The sequence below is a fragment of the Variovorax sp. Sphag1AA genome (assembly GCF_014192575.1).
Lineage (GTDB): Bacteria > Pseudomonadota > Gammaproteobacteria > Burkholderiales > Burkholderiaceae_C > Variovorax.
The window spans coordinates 535441-554874 of the sequence record NZ_JACHYC010000005.1; the positions used below are offsets into that span (position 1 = coordinate 535441).

At 66.8% G+C, this 19434-nt stretch carries 19 protein-coding genes; 9 read left to right on the plus strand and 10 right to left on the minus strand.

Annotated features, from left to right (window positions below):
* Positions 1-40: 40 nt before the first annotated feature.
* The 4 genes from FHW64_RS22090 to FHW64_RS22105 form a co-directional block, all read right to left on the minus strand.
* A complete protein-coding gene (locus FHW64_RS22090) occupies positions 41-775 on the minus strand; it encodes a PhaM family polyhydroxyalkanoate granule multifunctional regulatory protein (protein WP_184530166.1) in 735 nt (244 codons plus the stop codon).
* Positions 776-824: 49 nt separating this feature from the next.
* The gene (locus FHW64_RS34875; protein WP_184530168.1) at positions 825-1733 is read right to left on the minus strand and encodes a copper chaperone PCu(A)C; all 909 of its coding nucleotides are present in this window, start codon (positions 1731-1733) and stop codon (positions 825-827) included.
* 24 nt (positions 1734-1757) lie between these two features.
* Positions 1758-4079 carry a TonB-dependent receptor gene (locus FHW64_RS22100; RefSeq protein WP_260306227.1) on the minus strand — a complete coding sequence of 774 codons (2322 nt, stop codon included), beginning with the start codon at positions 4077-4079 and terminating at the stop codon, positions 1758-1760.
* A gap of 102 nt (positions 4080-4181) precedes the next feature.
* On the minus strand, positions 4182-4538 hold the full coding sequence (locus FHW64_RS22105; protein WP_184530170.1) for a DUF2946 family protein: 357 nt from the start codon (positions 4536-4538) through the stop codon (positions 4182-4184).
* Positions 4539-4613: 75 nt separating this feature from the next.
* On the opposite strand from FHW64_RS22105, the gene FHW64_RS22110 reads away from it, so the two are divergent.
* Both FHW64_RS22110 and FHW64_RS22115 read left to right on the plus strand, forming a co-directional pair.
* Entirely contained in the window at positions 4614-5024 is a 411-nt protein-coding gene (locus tag FHW64_RS22110; RefSeq protein ID WP_184530172.1) for a VOC family protein, read from the plus strand.
* On the plus strand, positions 5021-6199 hold the full coding sequence (locus FHW64_RS22115) for a toxin-antitoxin system YwqK family antitoxin (protein ID WP_260306231.1): 1179 nt from the start codon (positions 5021-5023) through the stop codon (positions 6197-6199). Before FHW64_RS22110 ends, FHW64_RS22115 begins: the two co-directional genes overlap by 4 nt.
* Positions 6200-6208: 9 nt before the next feature.
* On the opposite strand, the gene FHW64_RS22120 is transcribed toward FHW64_RS22115, so the two are convergent.
* Genes FHW64_RS22120 through FHW64_RS22130 form a run of 3 tightly spaced genes read right to left on the minus strand, consistent with a single transcriptional unit; the run spans position 6209 to position 9176 of the window.
* Entirely contained in the window at positions 6209-7183 is a 975-nt protein-coding gene (locus FHW64_RS22120; protein ID WP_184530174.1) for a tripartite tricarboxylate transporter substrate binding protein, read from the minus strand.
* A 41-nt stretch (positions 7184-7224) separates the two neighbouring features.
* Positions 7225-7434 carry a DUF2783 domain-containing protein gene (locus FHW64_RS22125; RefSeq protein ID WP_184530176.1) on the minus strand — a complete coding sequence of 70 codons (210 nt, stop codon included), beginning with the start codon at positions 7432-7434 and terminating at the stop codon, positions 7225-7227.
* Positions 7431-9176 carry an FAD-dependent monooxygenase gene (locus tag FHW64_RS22130; RefSeq protein ID WP_184530178.1) on the minus strand — a complete coding sequence of 582 codons (1746 nt, stop codon included), beginning with the start codon at positions 9174-9176 and terminating at the stop codon, positions 7431-7433. Before FHW64_RS22130 ends, FHW64_RS22125 begins: the two co-directional genes overlap by 4 nt.
* A gap of 80 nt (positions 9177-9256) precedes the next feature.
* On the opposite strand from FHW64_RS22130, the gene FHW64_RS22135 reads away from it, so the two are divergent.
* Complete coding sequence (locus tag FHW64_RS22135; RefSeq protein WP_184530180.1) at positions 9257-10036, plus strand: LuxR C-terminal-related transcriptional regulator; 780 nt, start codon at positions 9257-9259, stop codon at positions 10034-10036.
* Between the two features lie 49 nt (positions 10037-10085).
* Positions 10086-11093: a TIR domain-containing protein gene (locus tag FHW64_RS22140; RefSeq protein ID WP_184530182.1), complete on the plus strand. Its 1008-nt coding sequence runs from the start codon at positions 10086-10088 to the stop codon at positions 11091-11093.
* Between the two features lies 1 nt (position 11094).
* On the opposite strand, the gene FHW64_RS22145 is transcribed toward FHW64_RS22140, so the two are convergent.
* Positions 11095-12126 (minus strand): fumarylacetoacetate hydrolase family protein, encoded by a 1032-nt coding sequence (locus FHW64_RS22145; RefSeq protein WP_184530184.1) that lies wholly within the window; start codon positions 12124-12126, stop codon positions 11095-11097.
* 100 nt (positions 12127-12226) lie between these two features.
* Here FHW64_RS22145 and FHW64_RS22150 point away from each other — a divergent pair, with 100 nt between their 5' ends.
* On the plus strand, positions 12227-13351 hold the full coding sequence (locus tag FHW64_RS22150; protein ID WP_184530186.1) for a DUF3108 domain-containing protein: 1125 nt from the start codon (positions 12227-12229) through the stop codon (positions 13349-13351).
* Between the two features lie 3 nt (positions 13352-13354).
* Here FHW64_RS22150 and FHW64_RS22155 read toward each other — a convergent pair whose 3' ends face one another.
* Entirely contained in the window at positions 13355-14338 is a 984-nt protein-coding gene (locus FHW64_RS22155) for an AraC family transcriptional regulator (RefSeq protein ID WP_184530188.1), read from the minus strand.
* Between the two features lie 165 nt (positions 14339-14503).
* Here FHW64_RS22155 and FHW64_RS22160 point away from each other — a divergent pair, with 165 nt between their 5' ends.
* The 4 genes from FHW64_RS22160 (at position 14504) to FHW64_RS22175 (ending at position 18078) form a co-directional block, all read left to right on the plus strand.
* A complete protein-coding gene (locus FHW64_RS22160; RefSeq protein ID WP_184530190.1) occupies positions 14504-15646 on the plus strand; it encodes an FAD-dependent monooxygenase in 1143 nt (380 codons plus the stop codon).
* Positions 15647-15718: 72 nt separating this feature from the next.
* Positions 15719-16789, plus strand: coding sequence for an AI-2E family transporter YdiK (ydiK, locus tag FHW64_RS22165; protein ID WP_184530192.1), 1071 nt, complete (start codon positions 15719-15721; stop codon positions 16787-16789).
* 115 nt (positions 16790-16904) lie between these two features.
* Complete coding sequence (locus FHW64_RS22170) at positions 16905-17183, plus strand: DUF3567 domain-containing protein (RefSeq protein WP_172843856.1); 279 nt, start codon at positions 16905-16907, stop codon at positions 17181-17183.
* A 67-nt stretch (positions 17184-17250) separates the two neighbouring features.
* Entirely contained in the window at positions 17251-18078 is an 828-nt protein-coding gene (locus tag FHW64_RS22175; protein ID WP_184530194.1) for a ChaN family lipoprotein, read from the plus strand.
* Here FHW64_RS22175 and FHW64_RS22180 read toward each other — a convergent pair.
* Positions 18062-19396 carry an aminotransferase class III-fold pyridoxal phosphate-dependent enzyme gene (locus FHW64_RS22180; RefSeq protein ID WP_184530196.1) on the minus strand — a complete coding sequence of 445 codons (1335 nt, stop codon included), beginning with the start codon at positions 19394-19396 and terminating at the stop codon, positions 18062-18064. The genes FHW64_RS22175 and FHW64_RS22180 overlap by 17 nt on opposite strands.
* Positions 19397-19434: the final 38 nt, after the last annotated feature.

A 19434-nucleotide genomic window follows, 5' to 3' on the forward strand; every position in this document is an offset into this window, starting at 1 on the left:
GGGCTCGGCTTTCTCTGCGGGAGGGGATGCGGTGCCGGCTTCAGCGCGCCCGCTTGCGCGCCGGAGCCGGCGTCTTGCCGGCAGCAGCGGCACGCGGGCCACCGGCTGGCGACTTGCTGCTTGCCGCGGCAGCGGGTTGCTTCGCGGACTTGGCGGCCGGCGCCTTTCGCGGTGCCGCGCCAGGGGTCGGCTGAGCCATCACCGGCATCTTCAAATGCGAGGCTTCCTGCAACGCCGCACTGGCGATCTGCTGGAACTGCTGCGTCAGTGCGCCCCACCATTGCAGTGGGTCGACCACGCCTGCTTCTTCGGCCGCGGAGGCGCTGCCATTGCCGCGCGCGCGCTTGGAAGACTTCGCTGCGGCCGGCGCTTCTTCCTCGTGCTCTTCCACTTCGGGTTCAGCCTTCTTCGGCTCCGCCTTGGGTGCGGGTGCAGGCTCCGGCGCGGCCGTGGTCTGCCGCGTGAAGACGCTCGCGAGATCTTCCATCTGCACGTTCATGCCGCGCAGGGTCGAAAGCGTCATCTTCTGCACTTCGAGCGCCTGGATGGTGGCCTTGAGCGCGTGGCCGTTCTGCTCGAGCCAGAACTGCACGGTCTTGAGTTCCTGGATGCGCTTGTCGACCTCTTCGACACTGAGCGTCGGGGCAACCCAACTCGCGAGACTTGGCATGCCGGGCGTCGCGCCCGCCGCCGCGCTTCCGCTGGCCAGGTTCTTCAGGAAATCGAAACCGGGAACGAACTGGCTGAATGCGAAAGGCTTGCTCGTGTCGCTCATGAAGGGCCTCCGGATGAGAGTTGTTGTGCGGGGCAGCTTACTCCAAGCGTCAGTGCTTGTGCTCGCCTGCCGCGGCCGTTCCGGAGGCTGTCTGCACCGGCACCTTGATCTCGAGCGAGCTCTTCTGACCCTTCGCATCTTCGAAGAGCAGCGTCAGCGGTACGGTCGTTCCATTGACGAGCGGTTGTTTCAGATCCATCAGCATCAGGTGATAGCCGCCGGGCTTGAGTTCGACCGTCTGCCGCGCGGGCAGCTCGAGGCTCGGGAGACCACGCATGCGCATGGTGTCGCCTTCCATCTTCATCTCGTGGACTTCGGCGACGCCTGCCACCGGAGTGGATGCCCCGACAAGGCGCGCACCGGAAGGCGCGCTGAGCTTCATGAAGGCGCCGGAGCCGCTCTGGCCCGGCACCGAAGCGCGGATCCATGCATCGCGCACATCGACTGGCGCGACACCGGCGGCCAGCACGTCGAGCCGCGCGGCCGGGCTTTCGAGGCCTGCGGTGGAGGTGCCGCTTGCGGGAATCTGCGCCCAGTCCGCGCTGCCGTTGTCGCAGTTCTGCAGCACCTTGAACCACAGCACGCCCGGGGTGGTGGGCAGCTTGCCGCGCACCACGAAGTCGGCACGTTCGGTGGTGGGCAGTGCCGCCGCGGCGTTCTCCGCCGTCCAACGCACTTCGCCGCCGTTGTCACCGGCCGGCGGCGCTTCGAGCTTCCAGCCCTTGCGCGCCTGCGCATCGGTGAAGGCAAAGCCCTTGGGCAGGCGCACGGTGATGCCGGTCGTGCTCTTGGCGCCCTGGCAGGCGTGGCCGACGCGGAAAGCGGCTTCGTATTCGCTGCCGGCGGTGGCACCGCCGGGCGGCAGGGTCACGTGCGCGAAGGCACTGCCAGAGCCGGCAAGCACGATGCAGGCAGCGAGTTGGCGGAGGGAGAAGGATGCGTTCATGGGCGTGTTCATCGGAGACTTTCGTGAAAGGTTGGATCAGAGGTCGTAGCGAAGTTCTGCGGAGTAGGTGCGCTGTGGATACGGGTGGAAATTCCAGTACTGGTAGTTGTTGGCGTTGTCGACGCCGAACGCCGCTGCCCAGCGCCGGTCGATCTGGTAGCGAACCCGCAAATCGACGGTGAAGTACTTGCTCGCGCCGAAGTAGGCAAAGCCGTTCACGTCGCTGTTGTCGAGGTTCGAATACTGCTTGCCGCTGTAGCGCGCGGCCACGGTGAAGGCCCATTGCGCATCGGGCCTGTAGGTGCCGTAGACCGTCGAGCGCCATTGCGGCACGCGTGGCTGCCACTTGCCGACGCTGGCCGGAAAGGCCGCATTGGCGACGATCTTCGAATCAGCATAGGTGAGGCTCGCGCCGAGGTCCAAGCCGCGCACGAAGACGTTTTCGCCCGTGTAGGCCAACTCCAGTCCGTTGGTGCGCACCTTGTCCACGTTCTGCACCCTCGAGATGCTCGTGTTCGGGATGAGTTGGCTGTAGAGCGCATCGTCGGTCGTCTCGTGGAAGAAGGTCGCGCGTGCGATGCCATTGCCCAGGTCTTTCTCGGCCGAGAGTTCGCTGGTCCACGACTTCTCGGGCTTCAGGTTGGGGTCGTTGATGAACGACAGCGCCCCACCGGACGTCGCGCCGTAGAGCTCTCCGACCGTCGGATAGCGCACCGCGCGGCCGACCGACGCCTTGAGCACCGTGTCCGACGTCCACTGGTAAGCCAGCGCGGCCTTGGGCGAGGCGTCCGACTCGCTGCGCTCGGGGTAGGCGAGGAAGCTGCTGGCGGTCGACGTGAAGCCGTCGGTCGTCTTCCAGTCTTCGTAGCGCAGCCCCAGCACCGTTTTCCACTTCGGAGCGAAGGACCAGGTGTCCTGCGCCCAGGCGCTGAGCGTCTCGGCGCGGCCCCCGACGTTGCTTACCGGCGAGAACGGCGCGCCGTCGAGCCAGCTTCCGAGCACGTTGTTCTTCAGGATCTGCAGCTTGTAGGCGTCGCGGCCGATGCCGAAGTCGACGATGTGCGCACCACCCACGCCCTGCGGCCGCCAGGTCGCCTTGGCCGCGAGCGTGTTCCAGCCGGTGCCGCCCTGGTCCTGCAAGGTGCCCGCGCCGCCGACGGCCGCGAGCGGCAGCGCGATCGTCGGTGCGCGCTGCTGGTCGGTCGCATAGTCGTAGAGGCTGCCCGCAATTTCCCAATCCCACTCGCCCTGCGTGTTGCTCTTGACCGAGAGGCCGTGCATGTAGTGCGTCTGCTCGTCGTTGGTGAGCGGAAAGGCCGTCGGCGCGAGGTTGAAGCTGCGTCCGTTGATGTTGACCAGGCCGCTATAGACCGGCTGGCCGGCGGCGTTGCTCAGGTAGCTTTCCGGCCGTCCCTCGGCGCTGTTCTGCCACCAGCCGAGCGTGTAGGTCGCGCGCACGGTCGGCGAGAAGTCGTACGCCAGCTTCAGCTTCGCGTGGTCCTGCACCGTGTGGTACTGGGTGCCGGTGCCGAGGATGTACCACGGCGTGTTGGTCGTGTTCAGCCCCGGCACCCAGCCGGTGACCGGCGTACCAGCGCCTCCCCGCGTGCCCGAGGCCACCGTGGCAGTGGTGAAGGTCAACGGCTGCCCCTGGCTGTCGGTTCGGTTGATGTCGATCCACCATGACCAGTCGCCGCTCCTGCTGCCGATCGATGCGCTGGTCTGCCAGCTGTTGAAGGTCTGGTGGGTGTTGTAGAGATCGAAGGGCTGCGACGAGAAGCCCGCCTTCACATGCGCTTCGAGCTGCGTCGGCATGCGAGTCACGTAGTCGACCACAGCGCCGGCCGAATTGCCCGGGTAGGCGGCCGAGAACGGCCCGTACATCACGTCGACCCGTTCGATTTCCTCCGGCGCGACCATCGACCAGCGCGGCGCGTAGTTGGTGCCGTTGGCGATGCCGTTGCCGAGGTAGTTCGACAGCAGGATGCCGTCGGCATACACCGCCGACCGCGCGCTGTTGCCGGTGCCGGAAGCGCGGGTGGAGAGGATCGCGTGGTTGTAGTCGCCGATATAGCGCTTGCGCACCAGCAGGCTCGGGAAGTACTTGAGCGCGTCCTCGCTGTCGGTCGCGTTGATGCGCGTCTCGATCTCCTCGCGCGTGATGCCCTCGATCGTGGTCGGGATCTGCGTCGGCAGCGAAGTCGGCTGGCCGCCGGTCACGGTCACCACGCCCAGCGATTTGACCCGCTCAGGCGCGTCGTCCGCGGTGCTGCCGGACGCGCCCTGCGCGAGCGCGGGCCCTGCCAGCCAGGGAAATGCTGCGCCCACGGCAAGCGACAGCATGGTTTTCTTGTTCATCTGAAAACTGCTCCTCGGCGCTCGCAGACGAACGCCGATCAATTGCGGGAAAGCCGTCGCGGGCGCCCAGAGAAGCGCCGCACGAGGCAAGGCCGATCAATGTCAGAGCAGGCCGGGAGGGCCGCGCGCAGGCAGCGGCGCGGCAGTGGCCGCGGCAAGACGCGCGGCCGGTATCGACTGCACCGCATGCGAGAGCGGTTGCGCCGAAGGGAGCGAGACGACGGGTGACGGCGGCGGCGCGCCGGCCACGAGGCACATTGCGCAATCGAGATGGGTGGTGCCCATTTCCTGGATGCCGTCGTCGGTATGCACGACCACTTTCACCGCGCCGGAGCCGGAACACAGAAGCTCCATGGCTTGCGGATGCACCACCGGCGAAGCAATCGCCACGCCGAGCGACAACGCGAACCACATCAGCACGAAGCTGACGAGGCGGCGGGCGCGGCGCAGGGGATACATGGGCAGGCATTATGGATTGGACTCGCCACGGACCCCCTGCTTGTGGAAAATGACTCACTGGACACAGAAAGTCACATGTCTATCTTTCACCTTGCCTTCAACGTGCGCGACCTCAACGAAGCCCGGCGCTTCTACGGCGACGTGCTCGGCTGCGACGAAGGCCGCAGCACCAACACCTGGGTCGATTTCGACTTCTTCGGGCACCAGATCTCGATGCATCTCGGCGAGCCCTTCGCCACTGCGCGCACCGGCCGCGTGGGCGACGTGATGGTGCCGATGCCGCACTTCGGCATCGTGCTCGAATTGCCCGCGTGGCGCGCCCTGGCCGACCGGCTCGAGGCCGCCGGGACCGATTTCGTGCTCCGCCCGCAGGTCCGCTTCGAGGGCCAGCCGGGCGAGCAATGGACGATGTTCTTTTGCGATCCCTTCGGCAATCCGATCGAAGTCAAGGGCTTCCGGTCGCTGGACACCGTCTACGCCACATGACGCTCCGCACGGCGCTCTCCGTGCGTGTCGCGAGTCCGATCGCGGCCGCGATGCTGCTCGCGCATGGCGCGGCGCACGCGGTGCAGGACTGCGAGATCAACGGGGTCGCCGTGAACCCGGCCAACGGCGCAACGACCGCCGGCAAGTCGGGCCTGATGCGCTGCAAGGACCGTGACAGCCACGAGCTGATGCGCGAGCAGCAGATCCAGAGCGGCACCTTCCAGGGCGTCGTGCGCTATTACGACAAGGGCAAGCTCTCGAAGGAATACAGCGTGAACGCGGCCGGCAACATGCAGGGCCCGGCGCGCGAGTTCGCACCCAACGGCAAGGTGCTGCGCGAAGCCAACTACGACGACGGCCACGAGATCGGGCTCGTCCGCAGCTTCTATCCCTCGGGGCAGTTGCGCCGCGCGACCTACTTCGCGGATTCGGCGGGCGAACGCGCCTTTGTCGAGTTCACCGAGCGGGGCCAGCTCTCGGCGCTGCGCTGTGGTGACAAGCCGGTGCTCTCGCCGGTCGCCGACGACGCGAAGCTCTGCGGCTTCGGCAGCGCGCCGTCGCAGGTCGAGCTCTTCGACGGCAAGAGCATCCTTCGATCGCGCCTTTCGTACCTTTCGGGCAAGCGCGTGCGCAGCGAAGACTTCTACGACAACGGCAAGCCCGCGGCGCAGGACGAACTCGCCGGTAACCAGCGCACCGAGCGGCGCTTTTCGTCCGAAGGCGTCAAGCGCCGCGAAGTGGTGTCGCTGCTGACCGAGCGCGGTGCGATCCGGCAACGCGACCAGGAGTTCTCCGAGCGCGGCACGCTGGTGCGCGACCAGCGCTGGAACGGCACCGGCGATCCGGTCACCGACGAAAGCTTCTACCTGAACGGACAGCCGCGCAGCAAGGCCATCTACGGCGTGGACGGCGGCAGCCGGCTCATCGAGATCACCGAGTACTACGACAACGGCCAGCGCGCCGCAGTGGGCCGCTATGTGGCGACCGACCGCTTCCGCCAGACGCCGATCGGCACACACCAGCGCTTCAACGAAAAGGGCATGCTGATCGCCGAGTCGATCTATGACGAAAACGGCCGCATCACGCGCGAGCGCGCGTGGGACGCCACCGGCAAGCTCGAACGCGACGACCAGGTGTTCGAGGATGGCTCGCGAAAGGCCTTCACGAGCCAGTGAGCGCTGGAATCAGTCCAGCTTGATGTTCGCCGCCTTGATGATCGGCCCCCAGCGCTGCGACTCCGCGCGCGAGAGCGCAAAGAACTGCTGCGGCGAGCCGGGCATCGCTTCCATGCCGAAATCGGTGAAGCGCTTCTGCACCGCGGGCGTGGTAAAGGCCTTGTTCAGGTCGGCATTGAGGCGGTTGACGACGGCGGGTGGCATGCCGGCCGGGCCGAGGATGCCCTGGAAGGCGAACACTTCCGAGTTGGGCACGCCCACTTCGGCCAGCGTCGGCACATCCGGCAGCAGCTTGGAGCGCGCGCCCGAGCCGATCGCCAGCACGCGCACTTTCTTGCCCTGCATGATCGACAGGCCCGAGGCGAGGTCGAGGAACATGCACGGGACCTGCCCGCCCATCACGTCGGCCATCGCCGGCGCGGCGCCGCGATAGGGGATGTGCGTGATGAAGGTGCCGGTGCGGTTCTTGAACAGTTCCATCGCCAGGTGGTGCGGCGAACCGTTGCCGGGCGATGCGTAGTTGACCTTGCCCGGATTGGCCTTCACGTAGGCCAGGAAAGCCTTGAAGTCCTGCGCCGGGAAGTCCGGATGCACCACCAGGGCGAGCGGGAACTTGCCGATCGCGCCGATGTAGGTGAAGTCCTTTTCGGGACTGAACGGCAGCTTGTTGAACAGGTGCTCGTTGAAGGCCAGGACCGCGTTGTCGGCCGAGAGGATCGTGTAGCCGTCCGGCTTGGACTTGGCCACGATCTCGGCGCCGATGTTGGTCGATGCGCCAGGGCGGTTGTCGATGACGATCTGCTGGCCCAGCGTCTGGCGCATGGCTTCGGACAGCGTGCGCGCGATCACGTCGGTGCCGCCACCCGCGGGGTAAGGCACCACCCACTTGATGATCTGGGTGGGGTAGTCCTGGGCCCGGGCCCACGGCGCGACGCCTGCGGCTGCCGTTGCGGCGAGCGTGGTGAGCAGAGTTCTGCGATCCATCGATTGGTCTCCTGGTGTTCTGGATGTTGGAATGAAAAGCGTCAGTTCCCGGCGGACAGCGATGGCACGGGCAGGCCGTCGAGCGCTTGCGCCAGTGCGGCGCGGCAGCGTTCTTCATCGCCGACCTGCTCGAACAGCAGCAGGGCCAGCCGCGCGAGGAAGAGCGATTCTCGCTCGGCGCCGGCCTCGCTGATGGCGCGGGCGCATTCGGCATACACGCGATCGCGCGCGTCGTGTTGGAGGGCAGTCATGAGCGTTCCGTTTCGACAAGGAAGGAAGCACGCGCGAGCGCGCGCCGCAACGCGCCCTTGGGCACGCGACGCCAGCGCGCGGCGATGTGGCCGTCGGGGCGCAGCAGATACACCGCGCCCTGCTGCGCACCGAGCGCGGCGAACACCGATGCATCGGCGCTGCGGGACGGCAGTTCGCAGACATTGACGGCCAGCGGGCCGGCCTGCGCATCGGCGATCTCGGCGGCAAGCGATTTGTCGACCTCGTCGATGTTGAGCACGAGCACCATGAAGGTCGGCCGCAGCCAGTCGGTCAGATGCAGGTCGTGTCCGAGCGGCTGCTCCGGCATTGCCTCGCCAGGGAGCGGGCCTTCGGTCAGCTCGCTGCCCTCGGTGGAGAGCACCGAATCGCGGTACTCCACCGCCTGCGTCTGCCGCGGATTGATCAGGTTCGCGATGCCGCGATGCGCGCCCGACAGCGACAGCGCCGCCTCGCGCAGCAGGTCGAAGCCACGCGAAGGCGGCGACATGAACTCCGTGCTGCGCATCGCGCTTTCGGCGTTGATGTGGAAGGCGGCGATGCGCTCCTGCGAATAGCTGTCGAGCAATGCGACATCGGAGAAGCCGCGCACCACATGCGCCAGCTTCCACGCGAGGTTGTCGGCATCGTCGAAGCCCGAGTTCAGACCCCGCACGCCGAAGATCGGCATCGCGTGCGCGGCATTGCCGGCGAACAGCACGCGGCCATGGCGGTAGTTCTCGAGCGTCATCGCGCCAGCGCGGTAGACCGAAGTCCAGACCGTCTTCCACGGCAGGTGACCTTCGCCGATCGCATCGAGATGGCGCTGCACGAATTCGGTCACCGCCGCAGGCTGTAGCGCTTCTTCGGTGCTCTGGCCGACGCGCAACTGGTAATCGATGCGCCAGATGTCGTCGGGCTGCTTGTGCATCAGCACGGTCGAGCCGGGGTTCCACGGTGGATCGAACCACGCGCGCCGCTCGGTCGGGTGGTCGCTGTGCAGTTCGATGTCGATGATCACGTAGCGGCCTTCGTAGGCCGTGCCTTCGAGATTGAGGCCGAGCGACTTGCGCACGAAGCTCTGCCCGCCGTCGCAGCCGACCAGCCATTGGCCGCGCAACTGGTAGGCGCCCAGCGCATTGCGCGCCGACAGCAAGACGCCCTCGCCTTCCTCGCTGAAGCCGGTCAGCTCGGTGCCCCAGCGGATGTCGATCAACCCTGGCGTTGCCGCGTTGCGGCGCACGATCTCGTCCAGCAGGTACTGCTCGATGTAGTACTGCTCTAGATTGATCATCGGCGGCAGCTTCTGCTGCGCGCTGGTCGGCATCTCGAAGCGGAAGACTTCATCGGTCTTGTAGAAGCTGCGGCCGCCGGTCCACGGCAACCCTTTCGACAGGAAGGCCGGCAGCGCGCCGAGGCGCTCGACGATCTCCAGGCTGCGGCGCGAGATGCAGGCCGCGCGACTGCCCACGCAGACGGTGTCGTCCGCTTCGAGGATCACGCTGCGCACGCCGTGGTTGGCCAGCCCGAGCGCGAGCGACATGCCGACTGGGCCACCGCCGGCGATCACGACCGGATGGCTGCCGGGCTCGATGCCGCTTTCGAGCGCCGGCAGGCGCGGGTCGAAACGGGTGTAGTCGAAAGCGCCGACAGACGGCGGCAGATCGCCTGCGACCGGCGGCAGCGGGCCTGTCGCGGCATCGCCGGCACGCGCGGCGGGAGGAGAGACGGCGGCGGTGTTCATGCGACGGGATTGTCCTGATGCGATGAATCGCGCAATGTCATAACTTCGTACGAGGTGTTAACCCGAATCCGCCAAATCAGATGAAGCGCTGGCCTGTCCGCGAAGCCGATCAACCCACTCTGTCGCCCGCGCTGGTCAGCGGCGTGCTGGCCGGCATCGGCACATCGCATCTCGCAGCCAGCTACCTCTCCGCCATGCATCGCGTGCTGCCGGTGACCTTCTGCACCGTGTTCGCGGCGAGCGCCTCGGGCCGCATCGAGACCGTTTCCGCGGCCAGCACCTACGGCACCACCGCCGAGCGCACGGCCGAGCGCTACGTGGCGGAACGCTTCGACCTGCTCGATCCGAACATGGCCTGGCTCGCATCGCGCAAGCTTCCGAAAAAGCCGCAGCTCTGGATGGGGCACCACACGGCCGAGGACGTGGTCGATCCGGACTTTCGTGCGGCCTGCTACACCGACGTCGGCATCCGCGAGCGGGCCTCGGTACTGGTGCTGCTGCCGACGGGCCAGCGCGCCGCAGTGAGCTTCTACCGGAGCCTTGCGCAGCCGGACTTCGGGAACGAGGATTTCGAACACCTCGAAGCGCATGCGCAGCTGCTGGCCGATGCCACTGTCGCGCACGCCCGCAGCACTGCCGCAAGACACGAAGCCGCCGAACCGCTGCTCGCCTCGCGCCTGCTGGTGCTGAGCCTGCGCGAACGCGAGGTGATCGGCCATCTGCTCGCCGGAAAGACCGCCAAGGAGGCCGCGCGCGAAGTCGGCATCGAGCTCACCACGGCGCGCACGCACCAGTACCGCGCGTTCCGCCGGCTGGGGATCAAGACGCTGAAAGAGCTGCTGCGCGGGCCGCACGCATGACCCACAATCCAATCGCCTTCCGTTCATCAACGAGCCGGAGAGAGGAAGCATGCAAGACACCCCCAATGACGTCTTCGTCGGCAGTTCATCGGAGTTCCTCGCGAAGAACAAGCAGTTCGTTCCGTTGCTGAAGGAGATCTTCTCCAAGGCAGCGCTCGATCCACCCCTGAACATCAACCTCTGGGGCGACTGGTTCGAAGGGCACATCGGCGCCGAGACCTATCAGATCCTCGACCTCGCGGCCAAGACCTCCGAATGGGCGATCCTCGTCTTCAGCCAGGACGACCTGCGCCAGACGGTCGCGGAATCATTAAAGAAAGTAGAGGACGCGAAGGCGCAGAACACCAAGATCACGGTGCGCGACAACGTGCTTTTCGAGCTGGGCCTTTTCTACGGCCACATCGGCACGAAGCGCGTGTTCATCCTCGAGCAGGTCGGCAAGGGCGAAGCGAGCCATGTCGCCGGCGACATCCGCGGCATCCAGCGGCTGCGGTTCTCGGACAAGAAGAGCCTGGAGGCCGCCTTGCAGCGGATCGTGGCACTCATCAAGGAACGCTCGGCGGATTTCCTTCCGCGCTGGGCACCTGCTTCCTCGCTCGCGATCGGCTATTTCGAGCAGGCGATCAGGCCGTTCGTCGAGCGGCGCCGCGAGCATGAAGCCAAGCTCGGGCCATTCACCGTGGAGCTGCTGGTGCCGCACAACTCGTTCCATGGGCTGGACATTGCCAATGTCCGCCATGTGTTCGGCGCGGGGTGCGAGCAGAGCGACCCATCAGGCGGCGCGGAGGGCCGGCCCATGCTCTGGTCCCTCAAGGGCAAGCGCGATCTCTACTTCGACATCCCGACCACGCTGCTCACTGCGGAGCGCGTGATCGATGGCTACATGAACAACACAGCCACCGCCACGGAGAAGGCGCGGATGTACCGCTCGCAGGCGAATGCGTTCGCCAACGAAGTCCGGATGCGCAGCAAGGCGTTCCGCGAGGTCCGGATCGTCGATCTCCACGACATCGACGAGATACGAACCTACCTCGAAGCGAAGCGGAAGGCCGGGTAGGTCAGCCGGCGGCGTTGGCCGCTGCGCTAGCGGGCGACACCACTTCCTGGTCGATCGCGCCGAAGATCGTGTGGCCGTCCTTGCCCTTCATCTCGATGCGGATGGTGTCGCCGAACTTCATGAATTCGGTGCTGGGCTGGCCGTCCTGGATGGTCTCGATGCAACGCTTCTCGGCAATGCAGCTGTAGCCCTTGGGCCAGTCCATGCGGCCGTCCTTCTCGACGCCCTTGTTGCTCACCGTGCCGCTGCCGACGATGCTGCCGGCGCGCACGTTGCGCGTCTTGGCGATGTGCGCAATGAGTTCGCCGAAGTGAAAGGTCATCTCTTCGCCCGCGTCGCACATGCCGACCTTGCGGCCGTTCCAGGTGCTCTGCAGCGTGAGGTGCACGCGCCCGCCCTGCCAGGCGTCGCCGAGTTCGTCGACCGTCACCGCGACCGGGCTGAACGACGTCGCGGGCTTGCTCTGGAAGAAGCCGAAGCCCTTTGCCAACTCGGCGGGGATGAGATTGCGCAGGCTGACGTCGTTGGCGAGCATCACGAGGCGGATGCCGTCGAGTGCCTGCGCCGGCGTGGCGCCCATCCTCACGTCGCCGGTGACGACGGCGATCTCGGCCTCGAAGTCGATGCCGAAGGCTTCGTTCGGCACGACCACCGGGTCGCAGGGGCCGATGAAATCGTCGCTGCCGCCCTGGTACATCAGCGGGTCGGTGTAGAAGCTCTGCGGCACTTCGGCGTTGCGCGCCTTGCGCACCAGCTCGACGTGATTGATGTAGGCCGAGCCATCCGCCCATTGGTAGGCGCGCGGCAGCGGCGCCATGCACTGGGTCGGATCGAACGGAAACGCATGGCGGGCGCGCCCGGCATTGAGCGAGTCGTAGAGATCCTGAAGCTGCGGGCCGATGAAGCCCCAGTCGTCCAGCGCCTGCTGGAGGCGGTTGGCGATGCCGGTGGCGTAGTGGGCACTGGTCAGGTCGCGAGAGACGACGACCAGTTGGCCGTCGCGCGAGCCGTCTTTGAGGGTGGCGAGTTTCATGGGTGGCGGCGGATGCCGGCGCGGCATCGCTACTAAACTGATTGACCGGGCGGCAGTGTACCGAGGTGAACCTCGCGGCCGGCACCGGATCCGACTCCCGATGCCGACATCCGCCCTTCTCCCCGACTCCTATGCGCCGCGTCCGCGCTGGCGCACGCTGGCGGTGGTCACGGCGATCGTGCTGGCCGGGCATCTGGCGGTATTGGGGCTGGCGCCCGTCATCGTGGGCGCACCGTCGACGCCATCGGTCGACAAGTTCATCACGCGGACCATCATCGTTGCGCCGCCCGCAGTCAGCGAACCGCCCGCGCCAGCGCCTCCACCGAAGGTCGAGGCCAAGCCAGCGCCGAAGCCGCGTCCCCATCCGGTCGCACGTCCCCGGCCGGTGGCGCCGGCTCCGGCACCCGCGCCAGAGGTCGCTGCGCCGACTCAACCAGACTCGCAGGACCTGGTCTCGCAAGCCCCGCCCGAAACAGCGCCAGTGCCGCAGGAGTCGCCACCCGGAGACGCATCGTCCGGCACCGGCCAGGGCACCGGCACCGGCGAAGGCGATACGGGCGGCAACATCCCCGTCTCGGCGCCGCTGCGGATTTCAGGATCGGTCCGGCTCGCCTTCGCCGCGACCGCCCAGCAAGGTGCCCAGCCGATGCAGGGCGCCTTCGGCGATCTGGTCTGGCAGCAGGACGGCACGCACTACGACGCGAGCCTGTCGATCAAGTTCTTGTTCATGACCTTCCGCAGCACGCGCAGTACCGGCGTGATCGGGCCGACAGGCATCGAGCCCCTGCGCTATTCGGACAAGCGCCGCACCGAGGTCGCCTCGCATTTCGTGCGCGACCAGAAGACGGTGATCTTCAGCAACAACTCGCCCGCCGTGCCCTTGTTGGCGGGTGCGCAGGACCGCCTGAGCGTCGTTCTCCAGCTCGGGGCGCTGATGGCGGGCGACCCGGGCCGCTATCCGCCGAATTCGGTCATCGCGGTGCAGACAGTCGGGACCAGCGATGCGGAGATCTGGGCCTTCACGTTGTCAGGTGAAGAACAGGTCGCGGTCCAGGCGGGTGAGTTCACTGCGCGCAAGCTCACGCGCAGTCCGCGAAAGCCGTTCGACGACAAGATAGAACTGTGGCTCGCGCCCGAACTCGGCTACTTGCCCGTACGCATCCGCCAGACGCAACCCAACGGCGACTTCATCGACCTGCAGTTGCGCGAGAAGGTGTCGATGTAGCGCTCAGGCCTCGCCGGCCTCGCGCGCCTGGATCTCGAGCACGCGGCTGCGGCGCTCGCGTTCGCGTCGCAGGTAGGCGCTGGGCGTGAGGCCGGACCAGCGGCGGAAGGCTCGCGCGAACACCTTCTCCGACTCATAGCCCGCCTGCTCGGCGATATGCGCCGGATGCAGCGCGCCGGCTTCGAGCTGCTCGGCCGCCAGCGCCATGCGGTGGGCGGTGAGGTAGCCGATCGGGGTGTCGCCGACCAGCGTCTTGAAGCGTGCGCAGAAGCGCGAGCGTGACATCGCCGCCTCGCTGGCCAACTGCTCCACGCTCCACGCCTGCTGCGGCGCGCGGTGGATACCCATGATCGCGCGCGCGATCGCCGGATCGGTCAGCCCGCGCAGCCAGCCCGGGTCTTGCGCCGCCTGGTGGCCGAGCCGTTCGCGAAGGATGTTGACCAGCAGCAGTTCGCCCATGCGCCCCGCCGAGAGCCGCCATCCAGGACGGCGGTCGAGCGTTTCCATGATGAGCGACTGCATGGTCGTCGCGAGGCATCCGGCCATCGGCATGTCGCTTTCGCGGATGTGGATCAGCGGCGGCAGCATGCGGAAGACCGAATGGCGGCAGTACGCGGAGAACCACAGCAGCGCCGAGAAGATTTCGGTCGTCTCGCCGCCACCACCGTGGCTGAAGACCAGCGGGTTCTCGTCCTTCGGACCGTCGGCGTGCTGCGCGATGAGTTCCGAAAAAGGTTCGACCGGGGCATCCGGCGACGAGGACATGGTGTGCGCCACGCCGAGCGGGAGCATCACCAGATCGCCGCTCTCGACCCGGATCGGCTTGCCGCCATGGAGCCGGATCCAGTAAGGCGCGCCCCGGGACAGCCGGATCATCGCGCCCGGCACGCCGTCCGAGTGCAGCCCCCAAGGCGCGCCGAGCGAGAAGCGCGCGGTCACCGCGCGTTCCGATCGGCAGATGGCGAGCACTTCGCTCAGGACGTCCAAGATTCGCTGCTCCGGCGGCCGGTGCGTAGGGGTGGGATGAATCGTGCCTCTTTGCGGACGCACGGCGGTTGAGGCTCGGCGGCCCTTTCCGAAGAATCGACCCACCTCATCGGGAAGCGATCTTGACATATCGACTTCCCCATTCCTCACACAACTGGAGACACCATGGGTCAATTGAAAATCGGCATCGTCGGCGCGGGCATCGGCGGTCTGGCGGCAGCGAACGCGCTGCATCAGGCGGGGCACGACGTCGTCGTCTTCGAACAGGCGAAGCAGTTCTTCCGCGTCGGCGCGGACATCAACCTCACGCCGAACGCGGTCCGGGCGCTGGACGGACTCGGTCCCGACATTGCCCGCGCGGCGCGCGATTCGGGCGCTCGCCCCACGCATCGCATCAGCCGCATGTGGGACACCGGCGAGGAGACCTCGCGCCTGCCGATGAGCGACGAAGCCGAACGCAAGTACGGCGCACCGCAGCTCACGATCCATCGCGCCGATCTGCTCGCGGCGCTGGCCGACGCGTTTCCGCTGGATCGCGTGCGCTTCGACAAGCGCGCCGAATCGATCGTGGCGACCGACAAGGGCGTGAGCATCCGTTTCAAGGACCAGAGCGAAGCCACCGAACTCGACGTGCTGATCGGCGCCGACGGCATCCACTCCGTGGTGCGCAATGCGATGTTCGGCGCGGAGAGCCCGCGCTTCACCGGCGTGGTCGCCTTCCGTGCAGTGGTGCCGACCGAGCGCGTCAAGGACGTGCCGAACATCGCCGCCTTCACCAAGTGGTGGGGCCCGACGGCGGAAAGCCAGATCGTGACCTTCCCGCTCAACCAGGGGCGCGACACCTTCATCTTTGCCACCACCGCGCAGGATTCGTGGCACGAGGAATCGTGGACTACCGCCGGCAGCGTGGAGGAGCTTCGCGGCTTCTATGCCGACTTCCATCCCGATGCGCGCGCGCTGCTCGATGCCTGCGACACGGTGCTCAAGACAGCGCTGTACGAGCGCGATCCGCTCAAGAACTGGTCCAACGGCCACATGACGCTGGTGGGCGATGCGTGCCATCCGATGATGCCGTTCATGGCGCAGGGCGCTGGCATGGCGATCGAGGACGCGGTGGTGCTGTCGCGCAATCTCGCGGACGTCAGCAACGCGGCCGACGTGCCGGCCGCACTGGCGCGCTACGAAGCCATGCGCATCGAACGCGCGAGCAACATCCAGATCGGTTCGCGCGGCAACCAGTGGCTCAAGTCCGGCGGCAACGCCGACTGGGTCTACGGCTACGACGCCTGGGCAGCGCCGATGGCGTGACGATCAATCGGCCCTGAGCCGGCCGACTTCGGTGACACTGCGAGGCGTTCAAGCAACTAGCGCCGCCGCACCATGCCTGATATCCGATCCGATCTGGCCAAGATCACCTTTGGCGTCCTGAGCATTGCGCTCCTCATCGCGTCGTCGCTCTGGATCCTCCGCCCGTTCCTCGGCGCCACGATCTGGGCCGCGATGGTGGTCGTGGCGAGCTGGCCGGCGCTGCTGTGGTTCGAGGAGAAGCTCTGGCGCCGCCGCAGCCTCGCGGTGCTGGTGATGGTGCTGATCCTGCTGCTGCTGTTCGTGCTGCCGCTGACGATGGCGATCTCGACCATCGCCGCGAACGCCGACGAGGTCTATTCGTGGTTCAAGGCGCTGATCAGCCGGGGGCCGCCAGAGCTGCCGGCGTGGCTCGCCGGCCTGCCCTTCGTCGGGCCGAGGTTGACCGCAGCCTGGAACGCGCAGGTCGCCTCCGGTGTGTCCGGGCTCGAATCCCAGGTTGCGCCCTATGCCAAGCAGGTGACCGGCTGGTTGTTCGCGCAAGCGGGGGTCGTGGGCGCGCTGACGCTGCAGTTCCTGCTCACGGTCGTCATCGCGGGCCTGATGTATGCCCAGGGCGAAGCCGCGGCGGCCACGATGCGGCAGTTTGGCCGCAAGCTCGGCGGCGAGCGCGGCGAGGGAGCGGTCGTGCTGGCCGGCAAGGCGATCCGCGGCGTCGCGCTCGGGGTGGGCGTGACGGCGATCGTGCAGGCCGTCATGGGCGGCATCGGCCTGGCGATTGCCGGCGTGCCCTTCGCGGCCCTGCTGACCGCGGTGATGTTCATGTTCTGCATCGTGCAGATCGGCCCTACGCTGGTGCTGGCGCCGGCGGTGGTCTGGGTGTTCTGGAGCGGATCGACCGGCTGGGGCATCTTCCTGCTCGTCTGGACCATCATCGTCGGGACGATGGACAACTTCCTGCGCCCCTGGCTGATCAAGCGCGGCGCGGATCTGCCGCTGCTGCTGATCTTCGCGGGGGTCATCGGCGGGCTGCTCGGCTTCGGGCTGGTCGGGATCTTCGTCGGGCCGGTGCTTCTGGCGGTGTCGTACACCCTGATGGTCGCCTGGCTGGACGATCCGGAGCCGCTTTCGGTCCCGGTCAAGTAAAAAGTCACAAAAAGATACAGGCGCGTTCCTACGCTGTGACGACGGATATTGAAACTGGTGCGTTGATTGCTATCTAACGATCATGAACGCTATCGATATCCTCACAGGACCCGCAATGCAAATGCTCTACGACTCCGACTCCTTCGTCGTCGTGCACGTGCAGCCGACTGAAGGCGATGCGCCGGTGGCACCGAATGTCCCTGCGCTGGCGCGCCACGGCTTCGAAATCGTCGACAAGCGCTCGGGCAAGGAGGTCTATCTCGATGGTTCCTGGGCCGAGCTCTTCCAGCAACAGATCGCCGCCTGGCAGCTCAATACGCCCACGCAGGAAGAAGTCGAAGACACCCTGGAAGGCTACGCCGAACTGGCGCACACCCCAGTCCTTGTGCACTGACATCGCACCTTTCGGGAGCGCCGCGGCGCTCCTTTTCATTTGCGCGCACGCCGGGGCATAGTACGGAATGCCCATTCTTCGCAGCCGCGCCCTCCATCGCCTTGTTCCCCTCGTCGGCGCCGCCATGCTCGTGGCCTGCGCGACTTCGCCGTCCACCGATGCGCCGACCGCGCGTCGCGTCGATGCGCTGATGCCGGTCGATGCACTGCTCCTGGGCGAACAGCACGACGCGCCGGAACATCAGGTGATCGAGCGCGAAACCGTCGAGGCGCTTGCCGCCAAGGGCCGGCTCGCCGCCCTGGCGATCGAAATGGCGGAGGAAGGCAACGCGACGGGCTACCTGCCCCGCGATGCGACCGAGGAACAGGTCAAGACCGCCCTCAGCTGGAACGAGAAGGCCTGGCCCTGGAGTGCCTACGGGCCCGCCGTGATGGCAGCAGTACACGCGGGCGTGCCGGTAGTGGGCGCAAACTTGCCGCGCGAGCACATGAAGGATGCGATGGCCGACGTATCGCTCGACGCCCAACTGACTGCCGAAGCGCGCACCGCGCAGCAGGACGCCGTGCGCGCCGGCCATTGCGACTTGCTGCCCGAATCCCAGATCGTGCCGATGACCCGGATCCAGATCGCGCGCGACCGAGCCATGGCCCAGACGATCGTCAAGGCACGTGCGCCCGGCAAGACGGTGCTGCTGGTCAGCGGCGCCGGGCACACGAACAAGGCGCTCGGCGTGCCGCAGCACCTGCCGAACGACGTGTCGGTCAAGGTGGTGCAGATGCAGGCCGGCGCGCCGCGCGGCACCACGGACATCTTCGATGCCGCATGGCCCACACCGCCCGTGCCTGAGAAAGACTACTGCGCGGAGCTCCGCCCGCCGGTCAAGCGTGCTTCTTGATCGAATCCGCCAGCGTGTTGACCAGCGTGTCGATGTGCGACTTCTCGACCACGTACGGCGGCGCGATCACCAGCACGTCGCCCGCCGGCCGGACCAGCGAACCCTTGTGGAAGCAGTCGAGGAAGATTTCGTAGGCCCGCTTGCCCGGCAGGCCCGCGATCGGCGCGAGTTCCACTGCCGCCGCCAGACCCAGGCTGCGGATGCCGATCACGTTGGGGAGCCCCTTGAATGCGCTGTGGAAGGCATCGCCGAGCACCTTGCCCATTTCGCCGGCGCGCTTGAATAGCTGCTCCTTCTGGAACAGCTCGAGCGTCGCGATCGCCGCCGCGCAGGCCACCGGGTGGCCCGAATAGGTGTAGCCGTGGAAGAACTCCACGACGTGCTCCGGCGCGGAGGTGTTCATCATCGCGTCGTAGAGCTTGTCGCGGCAGATCACGCCGCCGAGCGGGATCACGCCGTTGGTCACGCACTTGGCGAAATTCAGCATGTCCGGCACCACGCCGTAGTAGTCCGACGCGAAGTTGGTGCCCATGCGACCGAAGCCGGTGATGACCTCGTCGAAGATCAGCAGGATGCCGTGCTTGTCGCAGATCTCGCGCAGCTTCTGCAGGTAGCCCTTCGGCGGGATGTACCAGCCGGCCGAGCCGGCGATCGGCTCCACGATGATCGCGGCGACGTTGCTCGGGTCGTGCAGCGGCAGGATGCGCTGCTCGAGGTCGGCCAGCGCGTCCTCGGCCCACACCGGTTCCTGGTTGTGGATGTAGGCGTGGTTGACCGGGTCGTGGATGAAGCGCATGTGGTCCACGCGCGGTAGGAAGGCCGATCCGAACACCTTGCGGTTGCCCGGGATGCCGCCCACCGACATGCCGCCGAAGCCCACGCCGTGATAGCCCTTCTCGCGGCCGATGAAGACGTTGCGGTGCCCTTCGCCGCGCGCGCGGTGGTAGGCAAGCGCCACCTTGAGCGAGGTATCCGCCGCCTCGCTGCCCGAATTGCAGAACAGCACCTTGTTCAGATCGCCGGGCGCCATCGCGCTGATCATCTCGGCGGCCCTGAAGGCCTTGTCGTTGCTCACCTGGAAGGCGGTCGCGTAGTCGAGCGTGTCGAGCTGCGCCTTGATCGCTTCGTTGATCGGCTTGCGGTTATGGCCGGCGCCCACGCACCAGAGCGAGGAGATGCCGTCGATCACCTTGCGCCCGTCGTGCGTGGTGAACTCCATCCCGTCCGCCGCCACGAAAACCCGCGGGTCTTTCTTGAAGTGGCGATTGGGGGTGAAGGGCAACCACTGGTTGTCCATGCTGAAATCGTTGTAAGCCATGAATCGCTCCTGCGGATGAGTTCTTGCCGGAAAGGGGC